The 16,468-nt window shown below is 65.7% G+C and carries 16 protein-coding genes; 7 read left to right on the top strand and 9 right to left on the bottom strand.

What is annotated here, in order from left to right; translation table 11 throughout:
• Window positions 1–109: 109 nt before the first annotated feature.
• The 4 genes from ACM42_RS26780 to ACM42_RS26765 all read right to left on the bottom strand — a co-directional run bounded on the left by ACM42_RS26780 (window position 110) and on the right by ACM42_RS26765 (window position 2,817).
• A complete protein-coding gene (locus tag ACM42_RS26780) occupies window positions 110–931 on the bottom strand; it encodes a Vgb family protein (protein ID WP_271530676.1) in 822 nt (273 codons plus the stop codon).
• On the bottom strand, window positions 928–1,347 hold the full coding sequence (locus ACM42_RS26775; RefSeq protein ID WP_271530742.1) for a carboxymuconolactone decarboxylase family protein: 420 nt from the start codon (window positions 1,345–1,347) through the stop codon (window positions 928–930). The genes ACM42_RS26780 and ACM42_RS26775 overlap by 4 nt, the downstream gene beginning before the upstream one ends.
• The gene (locus ACM42_RS26770) at window positions 1,280–1,711 is read right to left on the bottom strand and encodes a MerR family transcriptional regulator (protein ID WP_028179753.1); all 432 of its coding nucleotides are present in this window, start codon (window positions 1,709–1,711) and stop codon (window positions 1,280–1,282) included. Before ACM42_RS26770 ends, ACM42_RS26775 begins: the two co-directional genes overlap by 68 nt.
• Before the next feature lie 158 nt (window positions 1,712–1,869).
• Window positions 1,870–2,817: a hypothetical protein gene (locus ACM42_RS26765; protein WP_271530675.1), complete on the bottom strand. Its 948-nt coding sequence runs from the start codon at window positions 2,815–2,817 to the stop codon at window positions 1,870–1,872.
• A gap of 335 nt (window positions 2,818–3,152) precedes the next feature.
• On the opposite strand from ACM42_RS26765, the gene ACM42_RS26760 reads away from it, so the two are divergent.
• Window positions 3,153–3,791 (top strand): hypothetical protein, encoded by a 639-nt coding sequence (locus ACM42_RS26760; RefSeq protein WP_271530674.1) that lies wholly within the window; start codon window positions 3,153–3,155, stop codon window positions 3,789–3,791.
• Window positions 3,792–4,058: 267 nt separating this feature from the next.
• On the top strand, window positions 4,059–5,249 hold the full coding sequence (locus ACM42_RS26755) for an acetylornithine transaminase (RefSeq protein WP_271530673.1): 1,191 nt from the start codon (window positions 4,059–4,061) through the stop codon (window positions 5,247–5,249).
• A gap of 93 nt (window positions 5,250–5,342) precedes the next feature.
• Here ACM42_RS26755 and ACM42_RS26750 read toward each other — a convergent pair whose 3' ends face one another.
• From ACM42_RS26750 to pcsA, 3 genes are all read right to left on the bottom strand, one after another.
• On the bottom strand, window positions 5,343–6,317 hold the full coding sequence (locus ACM42_RS26750) for a quinone oxidoreductase family protein (RefSeq protein WP_271530741.1): 975 nt from the start codon (window positions 6,315–6,317) through the stop codon (window positions 5,343–5,345).
• 76 nt (window positions 6,318–6,393) lie between these two features.
• Window positions 6,394–7,128, bottom strand: a complete 735-nt coding sequence (locus ACM42_RS26745) for a TerC family protein (RefSeq protein ID WP_271530672.1) — start codon at window positions 7,126–7,128, stop codon at window positions 6,394–6,396.
• Window positions 7,125–7,892: a phosphatidylcholine synthase gene (pcsA, locus tag ACM42_RS26740; RefSeq protein WP_271530671.1), complete on the bottom strand. Its 768-nt coding sequence runs from the start codon at window positions 7,890–7,892 to the stop codon at window positions 7,125–7,127. The genes ACM42_RS26745 and pcsA overlap by 4 nt, the downstream gene beginning before the upstream one ends.
• 87 nt (window positions 7,893–7,979) lie before the next feature.
• On the opposite strand from pcsA, the gene ACM42_RS26735 reads away from it, so the two are divergent.
• Window positions 7,980–9,164: a UbiH/UbiF family hydroxylase gene (locus ACM42_RS26735; protein ID WP_271530670.1), complete on the top strand. Its 1,185-nt coding sequence runs from the start codon at window positions 7,980–7,982 to the stop codon at window positions 9,162–9,164.
• Window positions 9,165–9,170: 6 nt separating this feature from the next.
• On the opposite strand, the gene ACM42_RS26730 is transcribed toward ACM42_RS26735, so the two are convergent.
• Window positions 9,171–10,124: an AEC family transporter gene (locus tag ACM42_RS26730; protein WP_271530669.1), complete on the bottom strand. Its 954-nt coding sequence runs from the start codon at window positions 10,122–10,124 to the stop codon at window positions 9,171–9,173.
• 106 nt (window positions 10,125–10,230) lie between these two features.
• On the opposite strand from ACM42_RS26730, the gene hspQ reads away from it, so the two are divergent.
• A complete protein-coding gene (gene hspQ / locus ACM42_RS26725; RefSeq protein ID WP_028178766.1) occupies window positions 10,231–10,563 on the top strand; it encodes a heat shock protein HspQ in 333 nt (110 codons plus the stop codon).
• Between the two features lie 81 nt (window positions 10,564–10,644).
• On the opposite strand, the gene ACM42_RS26720 is transcribed toward hspQ, so the two are convergent.
• Complete coding sequence (locus ACM42_RS26720) at window positions 10,645–11,463, bottom strand: invasion associated locus B family protein (protein ID WP_271530668.1); 819 nt, start codon at window positions 11,461–11,463, stop codon at window positions 10,645–10,647.
• 259 nt (window positions 11,464–11,722) lie between these two features.
• On the opposite strand from ACM42_RS26720, the gene ACM42_RS26715 reads away from it, so the two are divergent.
• The 3 genes from ACM42_RS26715 to ACM42_RS26705 all read left to right on the top strand — a co-directional run bounded on the left by ACM42_RS26715 (window position 11,723) and on the right by ACM42_RS26705 (window position 16,383).
• Window positions 11,723–13,567, top strand: a complete 1,845-nt coding sequence (locus tag ACM42_RS26715) for an extracellular solute-binding protein (protein ID WP_271530740.1) — start codon at window positions 11,723–11,725, stop codon at window positions 13,565–13,567.
• Window positions 13,568–13,571: 4 nt separating this feature from the next.
• Window positions 13,572–15,074 (top strand): class I adenylate-forming enzyme family protein, encoded by a 1,503-nt coding sequence (locus tag ACM42_RS26710; RefSeq protein WP_271530667.1) that lies wholly within the window; start codon window positions 13,572–13,574, stop codon window positions 15,072–15,074.
• A gap of 85 nt (window positions 15,075–15,159) precedes the next feature.
• A complete protein-coding gene (locus ACM42_RS26705; protein WP_271530665.1) occupies window positions 15,160–16,383 on the top strand; it encodes a GGDEF domain-containing protein in 1,224 nt (407 codons plus the stop codon).
• Window positions 16,384–16,468 lie beyond the last annotated feature (85 nt).

Below are 16,468 nucleotides of genomic sequence, written 5' to 3'. Positions count from 1 at the left end.
GCTCAATCAAACCAGCCATTTCGTCCCCAGCGTTCCGGCCGCTGCACGCGGGCAAGACCCGCGCGCCTCAGGCATTCCACCGGCCCGCGTTCAGGCTGGGCGCGCCGTACTACGGGGTTGCGCGATACACGGCGCCGACGCCCCAGGTTCCAACGAGCAGATCACCATTCGCCATCCGGCCGAGCGCGACGGCGCTGCCATCGAGGCCGTTCACGACCACTCGCGACAAGCCGCCAAACGACACGCGGCGCACCACGCCAGCCCCGTTGTCGATCGCAAGGACTGCATCGGGGCCGTCTGCCACGATGCCTACGCCAGGCCGATCGAAGCTCTTGCCAAGTTCTTGGGTCTTGCCATCCGGAAGAACGCGCGTCAGCCGTCCGCCATATTGTGTGGCGACCAGACTGCCGTCCGCCATCTCCACCACTCCCACCGGCAAGGACAGCGAACGCGCGACGACCCTGCGGTCGCCGCTGACGGCGTCGATGCTGAGAATCTCGCCTGACGACCGGTTCGCGACGAGCAGCCTGCCATTTCGGCTGAGGGCGATACCGGCCGGCGTGGCAAGATCATTGGCAACGCGCGAGCGGGTGCCGTCCGGTGCGACGCGCTCGATATAGTCGCCAGAGTAGGACGAGATGTAGACGCTGCCGTCCGCACCAATGGCAAGGCCCGCCGGTGACGAAATTGCAGCGGCGAACACGGATCGCTCCCCATCCGGCGTGATCCGCTCGACAGTGTCGCCGCTCCAGTTGGACACATAGACCATTCCGTCGGCGCCGACGGCAATGCCGGTCGGCGACTTGAAACCGTCCCATAATTTCACCGGCGACGAGTGCTCGGCGCGGACCGGCGCCGGGGCAAGGCACGTGAGGGAAGCTGCAATGCCCAGGCTGCCGAGCAAAGAAAGAGTTTGGAGCAAGTTCGTCATGTCGCTTCTCCCGACGCCTGCCGTCCGTCATGCGCGGAAAACACCTCCTTGACTGCGAACAGCCCGTTCAGCGCTGCCGGGAAGCCCGCATAGACGGCCATCTGCATCATGATCTCCACGATCTCGTCGCGAGACAGCCCGACGTTCAGACCCGCCTCGATATGCACTTTGAGCTGAGGCGCGGCATTTCCGAGCGCCGTCAGCGCGGCGATCGTCGCGATCTCTCGATCGCGCAGGCCGAGGTCCGGGCGGCAGTAAATGTCGCCGAACGGAAACTCGATCACGTATCGCGCGAAATCCGGAGCTATGTCGGCGAGTGAAGCGACGACCTTTTCGCCGGCACTGCCGTCAATGCGTGACAGGGCCCGCTGGCCGCGATCGAAGCGGCTTTCGGCTTGTGTTTGGGCGTGCGTCATTTTCCTTCGTCCTCTGTTCGCCGCCGGCATAGCCGGCGATCTTGGTATCAAGGACGAGCAGGCATTCCTGGAGTTCGGCAATCTGCGTGCGAACCTGTTCCCGGTGGATTTCCAGCATCTGCTGCCGGGCGGGCCCGGTGGCTTCGCCTTCATCACGAAGCGCCGCATAACGCAACATGTCCCGGATCGGCATTCCCGTGGTCTTGAGCCGACCGAGGAATGCGATCCATGTGAGGATCGATGCGTCAAAGTCACGCTGGCCGGAGCGATCCCGGTCAGCGTATGGCAGCAGCCCGATGCGCTCATAGTAACGCAGCGTGTGAGTCGACAAGCCGGTTCGTTTTGCGAGGTCGCCGATCTTCATGTGTGCCCGTTCTCGTACTGACGCACGTACAGATACCCCTTCGAGCGCGCTCTAAGTCAAGGGGGATCGAAGGTGCCGTTCCCGCGAGGTCAGGATGGAGCGACAGCAGAAGATTTGGGGCACGCCGGCTGGGCGGCAGGATCGCGGGATTCCGAGCTTCAGGATGCCGCCAGCCATTTCGGCACCCAGCGCTCCGGGCGCGGTGCACGGGCGAGATCAGCCTTTGCCTCGGAGAGCAGCGCCGGCTCGCCGTCGATGGTCGGCCGCAAATCGTATTCGAAATTCGGCATGATCCGACCATCGGCATGAAGCCCGAAATGCATCGTGTACCACAGCCCGAGCTCAGGCTGCGCGCGGCGCATCTGCTCGCGCAGGTCGCGCAGCAGGGACTCGATCGACGCGGCCTCTTCGAACGGCTGCGGTCCGCGCGAGAGCACGCGCGCCTGGTACTGCGCGCCGACGATCGCGATCTCGAAGCGGGTCTGGTCCCAGGGCTTCTTGCTCTTCGGCAGATGCGCCGCCAGCCGCCAGCCGAGCTCGGCCATCAGCCGGTGATTGGCCCAGTAGTCTTCGCGATCCCGGCTCCATTTTTCCACGAAGCCGCGGAAGTCGGGTAGCTCCGACGATGTATCGTCAGGCGCCGCGGCTTCGCCATGCGGCCGTCCGGCGAGCCATTGCGCGAGCTCGACCGTCTGAGCCTCGACCTCGTCATGCGGCTTCAGGTCGCTCCAGGCGTTGTCGAATTGCTGCGACGTCAATTTTGCGAGCAGCCCGTCGAGGCTCGGTGCGAGCAGCTCGTAGTCGCCCTCCGATCCCAGCCCCACGATCGGCGGATTGTCGCGGTCAAGGCCGGCACCATACCAGCCACCCACGGCCGAGCCGTCCGGCAGACGCATGAACAGCGAGAACCTGTCGCGCAGGGGACTGCCGTCGACGATCGGCGCATGATCTGCGAACTGGCCTTGCAGCGCGAAGCAGCCGACGCTGCCCCAGGGGCGCCCCTCGAGCCAGCCGGCAAAGTCGACCAGCAGCCGCGGGGCCTCGATCCCCGGCGGAAATGCGCCGCGAATGCTGTCGAGGTCGATCGGATAAAGCGTGTCGGACAAGGCTGAAACTGTCTCGTTGGTCCCGCCCTCTTGGTCTGAGCCGCCGCGCGTCCGGTTCGACCAATTCGCGTACCTCAATCACAAACGCGCCAGCGACGCGATGGTTTCTGTGGGGGCGGACAATGAAATGGCCAGAAACCAGCGGTATCGGGGGCGGACTATGCGCGCGCCGGTGACCGCATCGGCCTCGCTCGCACGCTTCGTCGTCTCGACTGCCGCAGCGCTATGAGCGAGACTGCCTGCGGAACGTATTGTGACACTATAGTGCATTCACGCAGAGGTCACGGACTCGGCCTAACTCTGCCCGCGCTTTTCAACGCGAGCGAGGAACGAGGATGAGCCTCTCGGGTATGCTGCGCACACAGCGCTTCGACGATTACCGCTTCTACCACCAGAGCACCGTCAACCAGACGCTGCACCTCTTCAGCGCCGTGATCTTCCTCGTCTGCTACGCGCTGCTGTTCGTAGACCCCGCGCTCGCCGGCATCGTCGGCTGGCTTGCGATGCTGACGCGGCAGACCGGGCATTTCTTCTTCGAGCCGAACGGCTATGACGCCGTCAACGACGTCAGCAACGAGTACAAGGAAGCGATCAAGGTCGGCTACAACCAGACCCGCAAGATCATTTTGCTCTTCGTCTGGGGCAGCGCGCCGATCGCGCTGTATTTCCATCCGACGCTGTTCGGACTTTTCGATCCGCCGGCCGGGCGTCTCGACTTCATCCGGCACGTCGGCACGCTCTGGCTCGCGATCGGCGTCGGCGGCGGACTTGCGCGCATGCTCCAGCTCTTCGTCACGCGCGACCTCACGACCGGCCTGGTATGGGCGTTCAAGGTGCTGACCGACCCATTCCACAACATCGCGCTGTACTGGAATTCGCCGCTCAAGCTGATGCGCGGCGAACTGATCGACACCGCGATTGCGGATGCGGATTGGGGCGACGAGGATGCCGAGGAAGCCGCCCACCTAACCTGACCGATGCACGCGAGGCGGGTGTTCGGCAAAACGCCCGCTTGACAAGCCCCGGCATTCGCATGTATTGCCGCGCCCCATGATCAACCGGACCAACCAGCGCACCGCAATGCTCCGTCGTCGCTCCCGCGACGATGAGAGGGTGCGCCATGTCCGACGACGCCGCTGAATCACTAGAATTCAGCTCAAGTCTTCGAGAAGGCCGCACCCGCAAGGTGCGGCCTTTCTGCTTTTTGCACCCGTTTCCACCCGCCTCCAGAGGAGTTCGACATGACCACACATCCGTATGACGCGCTGATGGACATCACCGCACGGCCCAAGGCCGTGTTCGTCCGCGGCGCCGGCTCCTACCTGTGGGACGACAGCCGCAAGCGCTATCTCGATTTCGTGCAGGGCTGGGCCGTGAACTGCCTCGGCCACTCCCCGCCCGTGGTCGCTGACGCGCTTGGCGCGCAAGCCAGGCGCTTGCTGACGCCGAGTCCGGCTTTCTACAACGAACCGAGCCTCAAGCTGGCGCAGGCACTCGTCGACAACAGTGCTTTCGATCAGGTGTTCTTTGCCAATTCCGGCGCGGAGGCCAATGAAGGCGCGATCAAGCTCGCGCGCAAATTTGGCAGCGTGCACAAAGGCGGTGCGTTCGAGATCATCAGCTTCGAAGGCGGCTTCCACGGCCGGACGCTGGCGACGATGTCGGCCTCGGGCAAGAAGGCGTTCGAGCCGCTGTTCGAGCCGAAGGTCGCAGGCTTCAAGAAGGCAAAGCTCAACGACATCGCCTCGGTCGAAGAACTGATCAACGACAACACCATCGCCGTCATGCTCGAGCCGATCCAGGGTGAATCCGGCGTGTGGCCCGCGACCGACCAGTTCCTGCAGCAATTGCGCGCGCTCACCAAGGCGCACGGCCTGCTGCTGATCTTCGACGAGATCCAGACCGGCATGGGTCGGACCGGCAAGCTCTTCCACTATGAGCACACCGGCATCGCACCCGACATCATGACGCTCGGCAAGGGCATCGGCGGCGGCGTGCCCCTCGCCGCGCTGCTGGCGACCGAGCGCGCCTCCTGCTTCGAGCATGGCGACCAGGGCGGCACGTTCAACGGCAACCCGATCATGTGTGCGGCGGGGCTCGCGGTGCTCGAGGAGGTCGGCAAGCCGGACTTCCTGAAGGCGGTCAGCGAGACCGGTCTCTTGCTCGAAAGCGAGTTGCAGAAAGTCTCGGCCCGGCACGGGCTCGGCGGCGTACGCGGACGTGGGCTCTTGCTCGCGCTCGATCTCAAGCTGCCGATAGCACCAGGCACCGTCGCGCAGGCATTCGAGGCCGGCGTGCTGCTGAACGCGCCGCAGGTCGACACGCTGCGCTTCATGCCGGCACTCAACGTCACGAAGGCAGAGATCGCCGAGATGATCGATTGCCTCGACGAGATCCTGACCAAGGCCGGCGCGGCGCGGCGGGTGGCGTAACTGCGAAGTCGTTCCGGGGCGGCTCGAAGAGCCGAACCCGGAATCTCGAGATTCCGGGTTCGATGCTTCGCATCGCCCCGGAATGACGGCGGGTTACGGCTTCAGGATCGAAGCCCCCGTGGTCTTGCGGCTTTCGAGATCGATATGCGCCTTGGCGGCGTCCTTGAGCGCATACGCGTGGTTGATCGGCACGTGCAGCTTGCCGTTGATGACGGCGGCGAACAGCGTGTCGGCACCCTCCAGCAACTCCTTGCGTGTGCCGACATAGTCGTTGAGCTTCGGCCGCGTCGCGAACAGTGAGCCGTGATTGTTGAGCTCGGCGATCGAGAACGGCGGCACCGGACCTGAGGCATTGCCGAAGGAGACGAACATGCCGCGCGGCTTCAGGCAGGACAGCGAGCCCGGGAAGGTCGCCTTGCCGACACCGTCATAGACGACGTCGCAGCCCTCGTTGCGGCTGATCTGCTTCACGCGGGCGACGAAATCCTCCTCGTTGTAGAGGATGACGTGATCGCAGCCATTGGCCTCCGCAAGCTCGGCCTTCTCGCGCGAGCCGACCGTGCCGATGACATGCGCGCCGAGCGCCCTCGCCCACTGGCAGGCAAGCAAGCCGACGCCGCCGGCGGCGGCATGAATCAGCACGCGGTGATGCGGCTCGACCTTGAACGTCTTGTGCAGGAGATACCAGACGGTCAGCCCCTTCAGCATCAGCACGGCACCCTGCTCGTAGGTGATGTGGTCGGGCAGCTTGACCAGCTTCTCCCAGGGGATGTTGCGCTCGCCGGTATAGGCACCGAGATTGTGGTAATAGGCGACGCGATCGCCGGGATGAAAATTCGTGACGCCAGGCCCGACCGCGACGACCTCGCCCGAGGCCTCGTTGCCCGCGATGAAGGGCAGCCCCGGCGCCTTGTAGAGGCCGGTGCGGTAATAGACGTCGATGAAGTTGAGGCCGACCGCATGCTGGCGGATGCGGACCTCGCCCGGCCCAGGCGCCGGCACGTCGACGCTCTCATAGACCAGGGCTTCGGGGCCTCCGACCTTGTGCACGCGGATGGCTTTGGTCATCATTTGACCTCCTCTTCTCGCGACTGAGCGAAAGCCATCGCGCCAGCCTTGTCAACTCGGGGCCCGGCCGCAACGATCATGCAGACGACTTGCCGGCTTTCCTGCGGTTGCGCTTGGCCAGCACGTTGAAGAATTCCACCGCCGCCGAGAACGCAATCGCGAAATAGATGTAGCCGCGTGGAATATGAAACGCCAATCCGTCCGCGACCAGCGCGACGCCGATCAGCACCAGGAAGGCCAGCGCCAGCATCTTCGTGGTCGGATGCTCCGCGACGAATCGCGACACCGGGCCTGACGAAATGTACATGATCAGGCATGCGATGACGACGGCCGCGACCATGATCTCGATGTCCTGCGCCATGCCGATCGCGGTGATGATCGAGTCCAGCGAGAACACGATATCGATGACGATGATCTGGACGATCACCCAGAAGAAGGCGCTCCCGCCGGACTTCTGATCGCCCTCGCCGTCATCGGCCTCGACCTCGGCGTGAATCTCGTGTGTCGCCTTGGCGATCAGGAACAGGCCGCCGCCGATCAGGATGAGGTCGCGCCAGGAGAAGTCATAACTTGCAAACGAGAACACGGGCGCAGTCAGGCCGATCAGCCAGACCAGCACGCTGAGCAGGAGGATGCGGAATACCAGCGCCAGAGCCAGCCCGATCTGGCGGGCGCGGTACGCCTGCTGCTCCGGGATGCGCGAGACGATCACCGAAATGAAGATGACGTTGTCGATGCCGAGCACGATCTCGAGCGCCGTCAAGGTGAGCAGCGCGGCCCAGGCTTCCGGGCTGGTCAACAGGTGCATCACGCCAAGGATCTCGCCAGGCGGATCAAGGCGTCGCTGAAGCTGATCCAGAGCGCGATGGCGCAGAGCACGACGGTCACGCCGGTGCCGACGCGGAAATCCATCGCCAGCGTGTAGATGCCCAGCACCGCCCAGATCGCGATCAGCGACATCGTCAGCCAGCGCAGCCGCACGACGCGGACCGGATGCAGCACGTGGAACGGCACGAAGGTCAGCACGACGAGCGCGGCCACCAGCATCGTCGACCAGAGCGGCGGCCAGTGCAGCAGGAACAGGTAGAACGCCGCCGCATTCCACAGCGCCGGGAAACCGCGGAAATGATTGTCGTCGGCCTTCATGCGCAGATCGGCGAAATATAGTGCGCTGGTGACGATGATGGCGACGCCGAGCAAGGGAGCTGCGACCGGCAGCAACAGCCCGCTCGCCACGATCGCATAGGCCGGCACGAAGACATAGGTGACGAAGTCGACCACGAGATCGAGCACATCACCCGACCAGTTCGGCTGCACGTTCTTGACGTCGAGCCGGCGCGCGATCGGCCCGTCGATCGCATCAATGATCAGGGCGACGCCCAGCCACTGAAACATCGCCGCCCAGTGCTCGCGCACGGCCTCCAGCATCGCCAATAGCGCGATCGCCGCGCCGAACGCGGTGAAGATGTGCACCGAGAGCGCCGCGGCGCGGATCGCCGGTCTCGGTTTCAGGGAATCCTGCTGGCTATCCATGGCTTCTGCTATCAGAATGGGACCGGTTTGCACATCCGCCATTGCGGCGCTCCGTCGCACAATTCGTCATAAAATCAGGCAAAAATCAGCGGGCTTGAATTCGCCGCCGGCCGTGTCCAATGTCGTTCCATGACAGACGCATCGACACTCCATGACACGGCCGTGATCGGCGGCGGACCGGCGGGACTTGCGGCGGCCATCGCACTGGCGCAGGCGGGGGCCCGGACCGCGCTGGTGGCACGGCGCGTGCCCTACGCCGACAATCGCACCACCGCGCTGCTGGGTGCCTCCGTCGATCTCCTGGAAGGCCTCGACGTCTGGCCGCGCTGCAAGGACAAGGCGGCCGCGCTGGAGGTCATGCGCCTCGTCGACGACACCGGCCGGCTGTTCCGCGCGCCGGAGGTGCGCTTCTCCTGTCACGAAATCGGCCTCGACGCGTTCGGCTACAACATCGACAATCGTTCGTTGATGCTGGCGCTGGAAGAGCGCGCGGCCGAGCTGCCCAACCTCGTCCGCTTCGACGACGAGGCCGAAAGCATCGTCATCGAAGCCGGCGACGTCGCTGTGCGCACGGCCTCCGGTCAGTTTCTCTCGGCCCGCCTGGTCGTCGGTGCCGACGGCCGGCACTCGCTGTGCCGCGAGGCCGCCGGCATCGAGGTGACGCGGCGCGAGCTGAACCAGACCGCGCTGACCTTCAACGTCGGCCACGCACGGCCGCATCGCAATGTCTCGACCGAGTTCCACACGCCGCACGGGCCTTGCGTGTTCGTGCCCCTGCCCGGCGACCGCTGCAGCGTCGTCTGGGTCTCGGCGGCAGCGGAGGCCGAGCGCCTTCGCAGCTTGAGCGATGAGGAGCTGTCCGGCGCGATCGAGAAGCAGTCGCATTCGATCCTCGGCCGCATGACGGTGGAGCCCGGGCGCAACCTGTTCCCGCTCGCGATCGAACGTCCAAAATCCTTCGGCCGCGACCGCATCGCGCTGGTCGGCGAAGCCGCCCATGTGGTTCCGCCGATCGGTGCCCAGGGCCTCAATCTCGGCCTGCGCGATGCCGCCGACATTGCCCGTCTCGCGAACGATGCCATTGCCTCGGGGCAGGATCCCGGCGCGGACGAGATCCTCAAGCGCTACGACCGCGCGCGGCGGCCGGACATTTTGAGCCGCACCTTTGCGATCGACATCGCCAACCGCTCTTTGCTGAACGATTTCCTGCCGCTCCAGCCGGTCCGCGCCGTCGGCATGCACCTGCTCGGCGCCATCGGCCCGCTCCGCCGTTTTGCCATGCGCGAAGGCTTGACGCCGACGTGGCGGCGATAAGCCTCCTCACGGAAACGCCAGCCGCCCGCTCTGGATCGCCCACATCACGCTGGTCAGCGTGACGACCGACGCGAAGGTGCCGAGCAGCACTGCCACAGAGGCTGATTCGATCCAGGCATCGTTCTGCCGGGCGATCACGAACACGTTCAGCGCCGGCGGCAGCGAGGCCATCAGCACGGCGGTGGCCGCCCAGGGTTGTGCGAACGGACCGAACGCCAGCATCAGGCCGAACGCCGCGAGCGGATGAATCAGGAGCTTGACCGCGATCACGCCCGGCACCTCCCACGGCACCCGATCGAACGGGCGCAGCGCCACGGTCACGCCGAGCACGAACAGCGCGGTCGGAGCGGCTGCGTTCTGGAGGAAGGTGATGGTGCGGTCGAGCGCGACCGGCAGCTCGATATGCAGGGCGGCGACCGCGGCGCCGAAGCAGGCGGACATGATCAGCGGGTTGAGCACGATCTGCTTCAGCACGACGCCGAAGGCGTGCACGAGCGAGGGATGGTCACGGTCGGAGAGCTCGATCAAGAGCGGCACGATCGTGAACAGGAAGATGCTGTCGCAGCAGAAGATCAGCGCCGTCGGCGCCGACGCCTTCGGCCCCAGCACCGCCAGCGCAAGGCCCGGCCCCATGTAGCCGATATTGCCGTAGCCACCGGAGAGACCTGCGAGCGTCGCCTCGCGCAGCGTCAGCCGGCCGAGAAGCTTGCCGACCACCAGCGCCAGCGTGAACGCGGCAACCGTCGACAGCGTGGTCGCGACCAGGAATGGCGGGTTATTCAATTCCGAAAACGGCGTCTTCGACATGATCGCGAACAGCAGCGCCGGCAGCGACACGTAGAGCAGGAAGAAGTTCATCCAGGCGAGGCCCGATTCCGGGAGGGATTTGACCTTGCCGCAGGCGAAGCCGACGAAGATCAAACCAAAATAGGGCAGCGCCAGATTGAGGATATCGACCATTGATGAAGTGTTTTCTGAAGGCTTGGGGGCTATCCGCCCCGGAAACGAAGGTTAATTCCAGACAAGGGCACTAGCATCGGCCACAATCCTGGTCTATCGACGGGGAATGATTAAAGCGCGGACCGCGAAATTCCAGATCGGACAGGTCGTTCGCCACCGGATCTTCTCGTTCCGGGGGGTGATCTTCGACATCGATCCGGAATTCAACAACACCGAGGAGTGGTGGCTGTCGATCCCCGAGGAGGTGCGGCCCAACAAGGACCAGCCGTTCTATCACCTGCTCGCGGAGAATGCGGAATCGGAATACGTCGCCTATGTCTCGGAGCAGAACCTGTTGCCGGATGATTCCGGCGAGCCGGTCCGGCATTCCCAGGTCGCCGAGATCTTCATCAAGGACAAGGCCGGCGGCTATCGTCCGCGCAATCCATCGCTGAACTGATCGTCGCCGACAGGCGTCCAGCAAACCAGCAAAAAAGGCGCTCGAAACGAGCGCCTTTTTCATATTCGGAATCTGGCCCGATTACTTCTGCGCAGTCGGCGGTGCGCCGGGCGCGCCACCCTGCTGCTCGAGCTTCTTGCGCTGCTCGTCGGCCTTCTTCTGAAGCTCTTCCTGGAGCTTCTTCTGGGTTTCCTCGAACACCTTCGGATCGGTCGGCGGACCGTCATAGGCCTTCTGGAATTCGCCGGCGAGCGGCAGCGGCAGGGTCAGCGGCGCGCCGTTGGCATTGATCGCCTGGACAACGAGATTCTGACCCTTCTTCATGTTGTTGATGAGCTCGGGCGTGGCCTCGTAGTCGGACATGCAGCCGTTCTGGAAGCAGATCACATACGGGCTCTGCAGCGGTGGATTGTTGTCCACGATGATGCGGGTGCCGTGCACGAGCTGCATGCCGAGCGGCAGCGTCACGCGCAGGATCTTCTTGGGCTCGCCTTCCGGCTCGATGATGACGGCCGCGATGACCGGCTGTCCCGACTCGATGCGGCCGTCCTTGCCGGTGAAGCAGACTTGCTTGGCGTTGGCATCCTGGCCCTTGAGACAGAACTTGGTCCAGGGGGCGTAGATCAGCTGGATCTGCTGGTCAGCGGGCTGGGCCGCGCCCTGCTGCCCGGGAGCGCCTTGGGCGGGAGCCTGCTGGGCCTGCGGAGACGCTGCCGGAGCCGGAGCCTTGGGGGCAGCCTTGGGAGCCGCCTTCGGGGCCGGAGCCGCCTTGGGTGCGCCCGGGGCTGGCGCAGGGGTCTGGGCCTCGGCGGCAAACGGAATGGCCAACGCCGTCGCCGTCAACAGGGCGAGAAGTCGCCCGCGCGGCCGGACGGACGCGGCCAAGTAACGGAAATTCATTGCGGAAAACCCTTTCTGAACGGGAAGTGCCCGAACCGCTCCGAAGCGCCGAACCTGGCCGCCTTGGGCGCGGCTCTCTCCCCGTCAATTGAGGCGGATAGGTGACGGGCTCGACGCTCTTGCGCGATTGCCCGCCTTTTAACGTGGCCGACGAAAAGATCAATGCCGACAACCGCCTTTGGCCGGCTTGGCGCCAACGCCCCACCAAATTCCCTGTGATAGGATTCAGTCCCGCCGGTCGTCGAATCACCGTGTGCCGATGTTCATGTTCCAGCGCCTTCTCGAAGGCTTCGGCGTCCGCTTCTGCGTCCTCGCCCTCGCTGTGGTCACCGGACTGTCGGCAGGCGGCGCCCGGGCCGAGGAGGCTCATGCCATCGCCATGCACGGCAAGCCGGCGATGGCGGCCGACTTCACCCACATGCCCTACGCCAACCCCGACGCCCCCAAGGGCGGCCGCTTGACCTGGGGGATTCTCGGAACCTTCGACAGCCTCAATCCCTTCATCGTGAGAGGATTGGCCGTGCAGCAGATGCGGAGCTACGTGGTCGAGAGCCTGCTCGCACGCGGCAATGACGAGCCGTTCACGCTCTATGGCTTGCTCGCCAGGACGGTCGAAACCGACGACGAGCGGAGCTTCGTCACCTTCCGCCTCGATCCGCGCGCCCGCTTCTCCGACGGCAAGCCTGTGCTGGCCGAGGACGTGCTGTTCTCCTGGCAGCTGCTGCGCGACCACGGCCGCCCCAACCACCGGCAGTACTACGCCAAGGTTGCCAAGGCCGCGGCGCCCGATCCCCTCACCGTCCGCTTCGATCTCACAGGCGCCAACGACCGCGAGCTGCCGTTGATTCTAGGCCTGATGCCGGTCCTGCCGAAGCACGCAGTCGACGTCGCGGCCTTCGAGGAGACGACGCTGGCGGCGCCGGTCGGCTCGGGCCCTTATCGGGTGACGACCGTGAAGCCCGGAGCCAGCGTGACGCTGACCCGCAATCCCGACTATTGGGGCCGCGACCTCGCCATCAATCGCGGGCTCTACAATTTCGACGAGATCCGGCTCGACTATTTTCGCGAGGCCAACGGCCAGTTCGAAGCCTTCAAGCGCGGGCTCTACGATTTCCGCATCGAGCACGAGCCGCTGCGCTGGCACGACGGCTACGATTTTCCGGCCGCACGGAGCGGCGACGTGATCCGCGATACCGCCAAGCCCGGCGTGCCGCAGCCTTCCGAATTCCTGGTGTTCAACACCCGCCGCCCGATCTTCGCCGACATCCGGGTGCGCCAGGCCCTGACGCTGCTGTTCGATTTCGAGCTGGTCAACCGCAATTACTTCTTCGGGCTCTATTCGCGCGCTGCCGGCTATTTCGCCGGCTCGGACCTGTCGGCCTACGGCCGCCCGGCGGATGCACGCGAACGCGAGCTGCTCAAGCCGTTCGCCGCACGGATTCCGCCCGATATCATGGATGGCAGTTATCGCCTGCCGGTCACCGACGGATCGGGCCGAGACCGCACGACGCTGCGCGCCGCGCTGAAGCTGTTGTCGGAGGCCGGCTATGATCTCGACGGCACCGTGCTGCGCAATCGCGCGACCAAGGCGCCCTTCACCTTCGAGATCATGGTGACGACCCGCGACCAGGAGCGCATCGCGCTCGCCTTCCAGCGCGACCTCAAGCGCGCCGGCATCGAGCCGACCGTTCGCTCGGTCGATCCCGTGCAGTTCGACCAGCGCCGGCTCGCTTACGAGTTCGACATGATCCAGAACCGCTGGGACCAGTCGCTTTCGCCCGGCAACGAGCAATATTTCTATTGGGGCAGTGCTGCCGCGGACAATCCCGGTACCCGCAATTACATGGGCGCCAGGGATCCCGCGGTGGACGCCATGATCGCCGCCCTGCTGGAGGCCCGTGAACATACGGATTTCGTCCCGGCGGTGCGGGCGCTCGACCGCGCTCTGATCGCGGGCTTCTACACAATCCCGCTGTTTAACGTATCGGAGCAATGGATCGCGCGCTGGAATCGGATAGAACGGCCCAAGGCCACCTCGCTCTCGGGCTATTTGCCGGAGACCTGGTGGGCGAAGGGGCAGCCGCAAGCTCATCAGGCAAAGTGACGCCGTGAACCAGCCAGCAATATCGCCGACGCTCGACACGCTGTTTCAGCGCACGCTGATGCGCCAGCCGCACGCGCTCGCTCTGTGCGATCCCCTCAACAAGGCCCGCGTGACCGGTCACCAGCCGCGGCGGATGACCTATGCCGAGGCTGACACGGCCATCGAGGCGCTGTCGGCGCATTTCGTCGAATCGGGCCCGCCGGCCAATTCCGTCATCGCGATCCAGCTGCCGAATACGGTCGAGTTCGTGCTCACCGTGCTGGCGGCCCATCGCGCCGGCCTCGTCGTCGCGGTGCTGCCGCTGCTCTGGCGGCATGCGGAACTGACCGCCGCACTCAACCGCACCGCGGCGCGCGCCATCGTCACCATGAGCACGGTCGACGGCGTCAGCTATGCCGACCTCGCGATGCATGCGGCCGCCGAAGCCTTCTCCATCCGCCACGTCTGCGGCTTCGGAGGCGACCTGCCCGAAGGCATGGCGTCGCTCGACGACGTCCTCGCCCGCCCGCCCGGCCTGACGCGCGCCGTGATCCAGGACGGCCGCAAGGCGGCGATGATCTCCTTCGACGTCACCGCCGAAGGTTTCCGTCCGGTGCCGCGGCCGCATTTCAGCCTGATCGCCGGGGGGCTCGCCATGTCGCTGGAAGCCGACATCAGGCAGGGTGCGACCGTGATGGCGGCGTTCGCGCCGATGTCGTTCGCGGGCCTCGCCTCCTCGCTCGCGGTATGGCTGCTCTCGGGCGGCACGCTGGCGCTGCATCACCCGTTCGAGAACGAGGTGCTGGAGCAGCAGATCAACGAGCACGAATGCGAGGTGCTGATCGCGCCGGCGCAACTCGCGTTGCGGCTCGGCGCTACCGACCTCGCGGCACGGATGCCCTCGTTGCGCAACGTCATCGGCCTGTGGCGCGCGCCCGAGCAGGTCGCGGCGAGCGATGCCTGGATCGCGCCGCATGCGCCGCTGACCGACGTCTATCTGTTCGGCGAGGCCGGACTGTTCGGCGCCCGCCGCGGCGAGGACGGCATGCCGGTGCCGGTCATGCCCGGGCCGCACGGCGCCCCGCGCGAGCAGTCGGGCTCCTCCATTGCCGGCGAAATCCTGCTGACGCCGAAGGGCACGCTCGGCCTGCGCGGCGCGATGGTGCCGATCGCGGCCTACGCCCCGCCGCAGCCGGTCGGCGAGACGCTGACCGCGCAGCCGCCGCGCGACTATGTCGACACCGGCTACGCCGCGCGGCTCGACCGTCCGAGCGGCGCGATCTGCATCACTGCGCCGCCCTCCGGCATCATGGCCGTCGGCGGCTACCGCTTCCTCTCCAACGATCTCCAGGAATGGGCACGCCGGCTCGGCCAGGGCGCCCTGCTCACGGCGCTGCCGGACCGCCTCTCGGGTCACCGGCTGGCCGGACGCGCCCAGGACAATGCCCGCGCCCGCGAGGCGCTCAGCGAGCTCGGGCTTAACCCCCTGATGGTCGAGGCCTTTCGCGACCGCTCCGGCCCGGTCTAGGCATAGTTTTGCACGTTCCGTTGACGCTGCATTAAGGCGGCCAAACTAGGCTGCGCGGCATCTGTCGCGTGATCAGAGTTTGTCGATGTCCCAGGCGGGCCCGATCCTGTTTGTGTCCGAGGCCGAGCGCCCAGCCTTCGTGGCAGCGCTGGACGAGGCCCGGCTCTTTCCCGTCGTCGACGCCGATTGGGCCAGCGCGGCGCGCGCGGTCGACGAGGTGCAGCCGGCTGCGGTTCTCGCTGCGATGCATGCCGGACACGAGCCGCATGTGACGGCGCTCGCAAAGAAGATCGCCGATCAATCGCCTTACGTTCCCTTCGTGACCCTGGATGCGGCGGGCACGCTGCCGCACAATGCGTTGCCCTTCTCCTCGCGCGGCGGCAATCCCGAGCGCCTGATCGCGCGGCTCCGTGCCGCGCTGCGCGTGCGCACACTGCATGCAACGGTTCTGCGCCGGCTGCCGGAAGCGAAGCTCGCGTTGCCGGAGGGCGATCCCGCCCGCGATGCCACCGTGCTCCTGATCGGTCGCGGCGCAGCCTATCCCGCGCTCTCCGTCGCGCTGGGTGAGCGCTTCGGCGTGGTCGGCGCGCTCTCGATCGAGGCCGCCGCCAAACACCTCAACACCCGCGACCTCGACGGCGTCGTGCTCGCCGAAGGTTTCACCCCGCGGGTGACCGACGCCTTCCTCACGGTGCTCGCGGAGGACACCCGCTTCCGCAGCCTGCCGGTGGTCCTCACCGCGCATCAGCTGACGCAGACTTATGATCTGCCCAATCTAGAGCTGATTGCTGGCGAGCCTGCGAAGGTCGCCGCCAATGCGCTGCCCTTGATCCGCCAGCACGCGATGGAAGCGCAGCTGAGCCGCACGCTGCGCTCGATCGATGCGGGCGGCTGGCTCGATCCGCGCAGCGGCCTGCTCACGGTCGAGGCCTTTGCCCGCGATTTTGCCAGGGCGGTCGAGCAGGCGCTCGCCCGCGGCGGCGGCCTCTCGGTCGCGCGCTTCGCTTTCGATCCCGGCAATTCCCGTGCCCAGCTCGATGCCGCGCGCATCCTCAGCCGCCTGATGCGGCAGATGGATTTCGGCGCGGCGCAGAAGGACGGTTCAGTGATCGTCGTGTTCGCGGAGACCGACTTCCGCACGGCGCACATGATCGCCCGCCGTCTGTCGGCGGTGATGCGGCACACGTCCAATGGCAAGCACGAGATGCGCAGCGATCCCGTGGTCAGCGTGGATTCGCTGTCCCCGTCGGATACAGCGCGGTCGCTGCTGGCGCGGCTGTCCGCCGACGCGTCGCGGGCGGCATCCTAAAGCGCGATGCGATTAGGATGAATCGTCATCGCGCTTTAGGTTGTTGTTTAAGCATGATCTTTTCGGAAAACCGCTGCGCACTTTT

It is taken from the genome of Bradyrhizobium sp. CCBAU 25338, from assembly GCF_028128965.1.
GTDB classification, from domain to species: Bacteria; Pseudomonadota; Alphaproteobacteria; order Rhizobiales; family Xanthobacteraceae; genus Bradyrhizobium; species Bradyrhizobium liaoningense.
The sequence above is the reverse complement of the archived record's forward strand: the minus strand, read 5'-3'. Positions and strand labels throughout refer to the sequence as shown.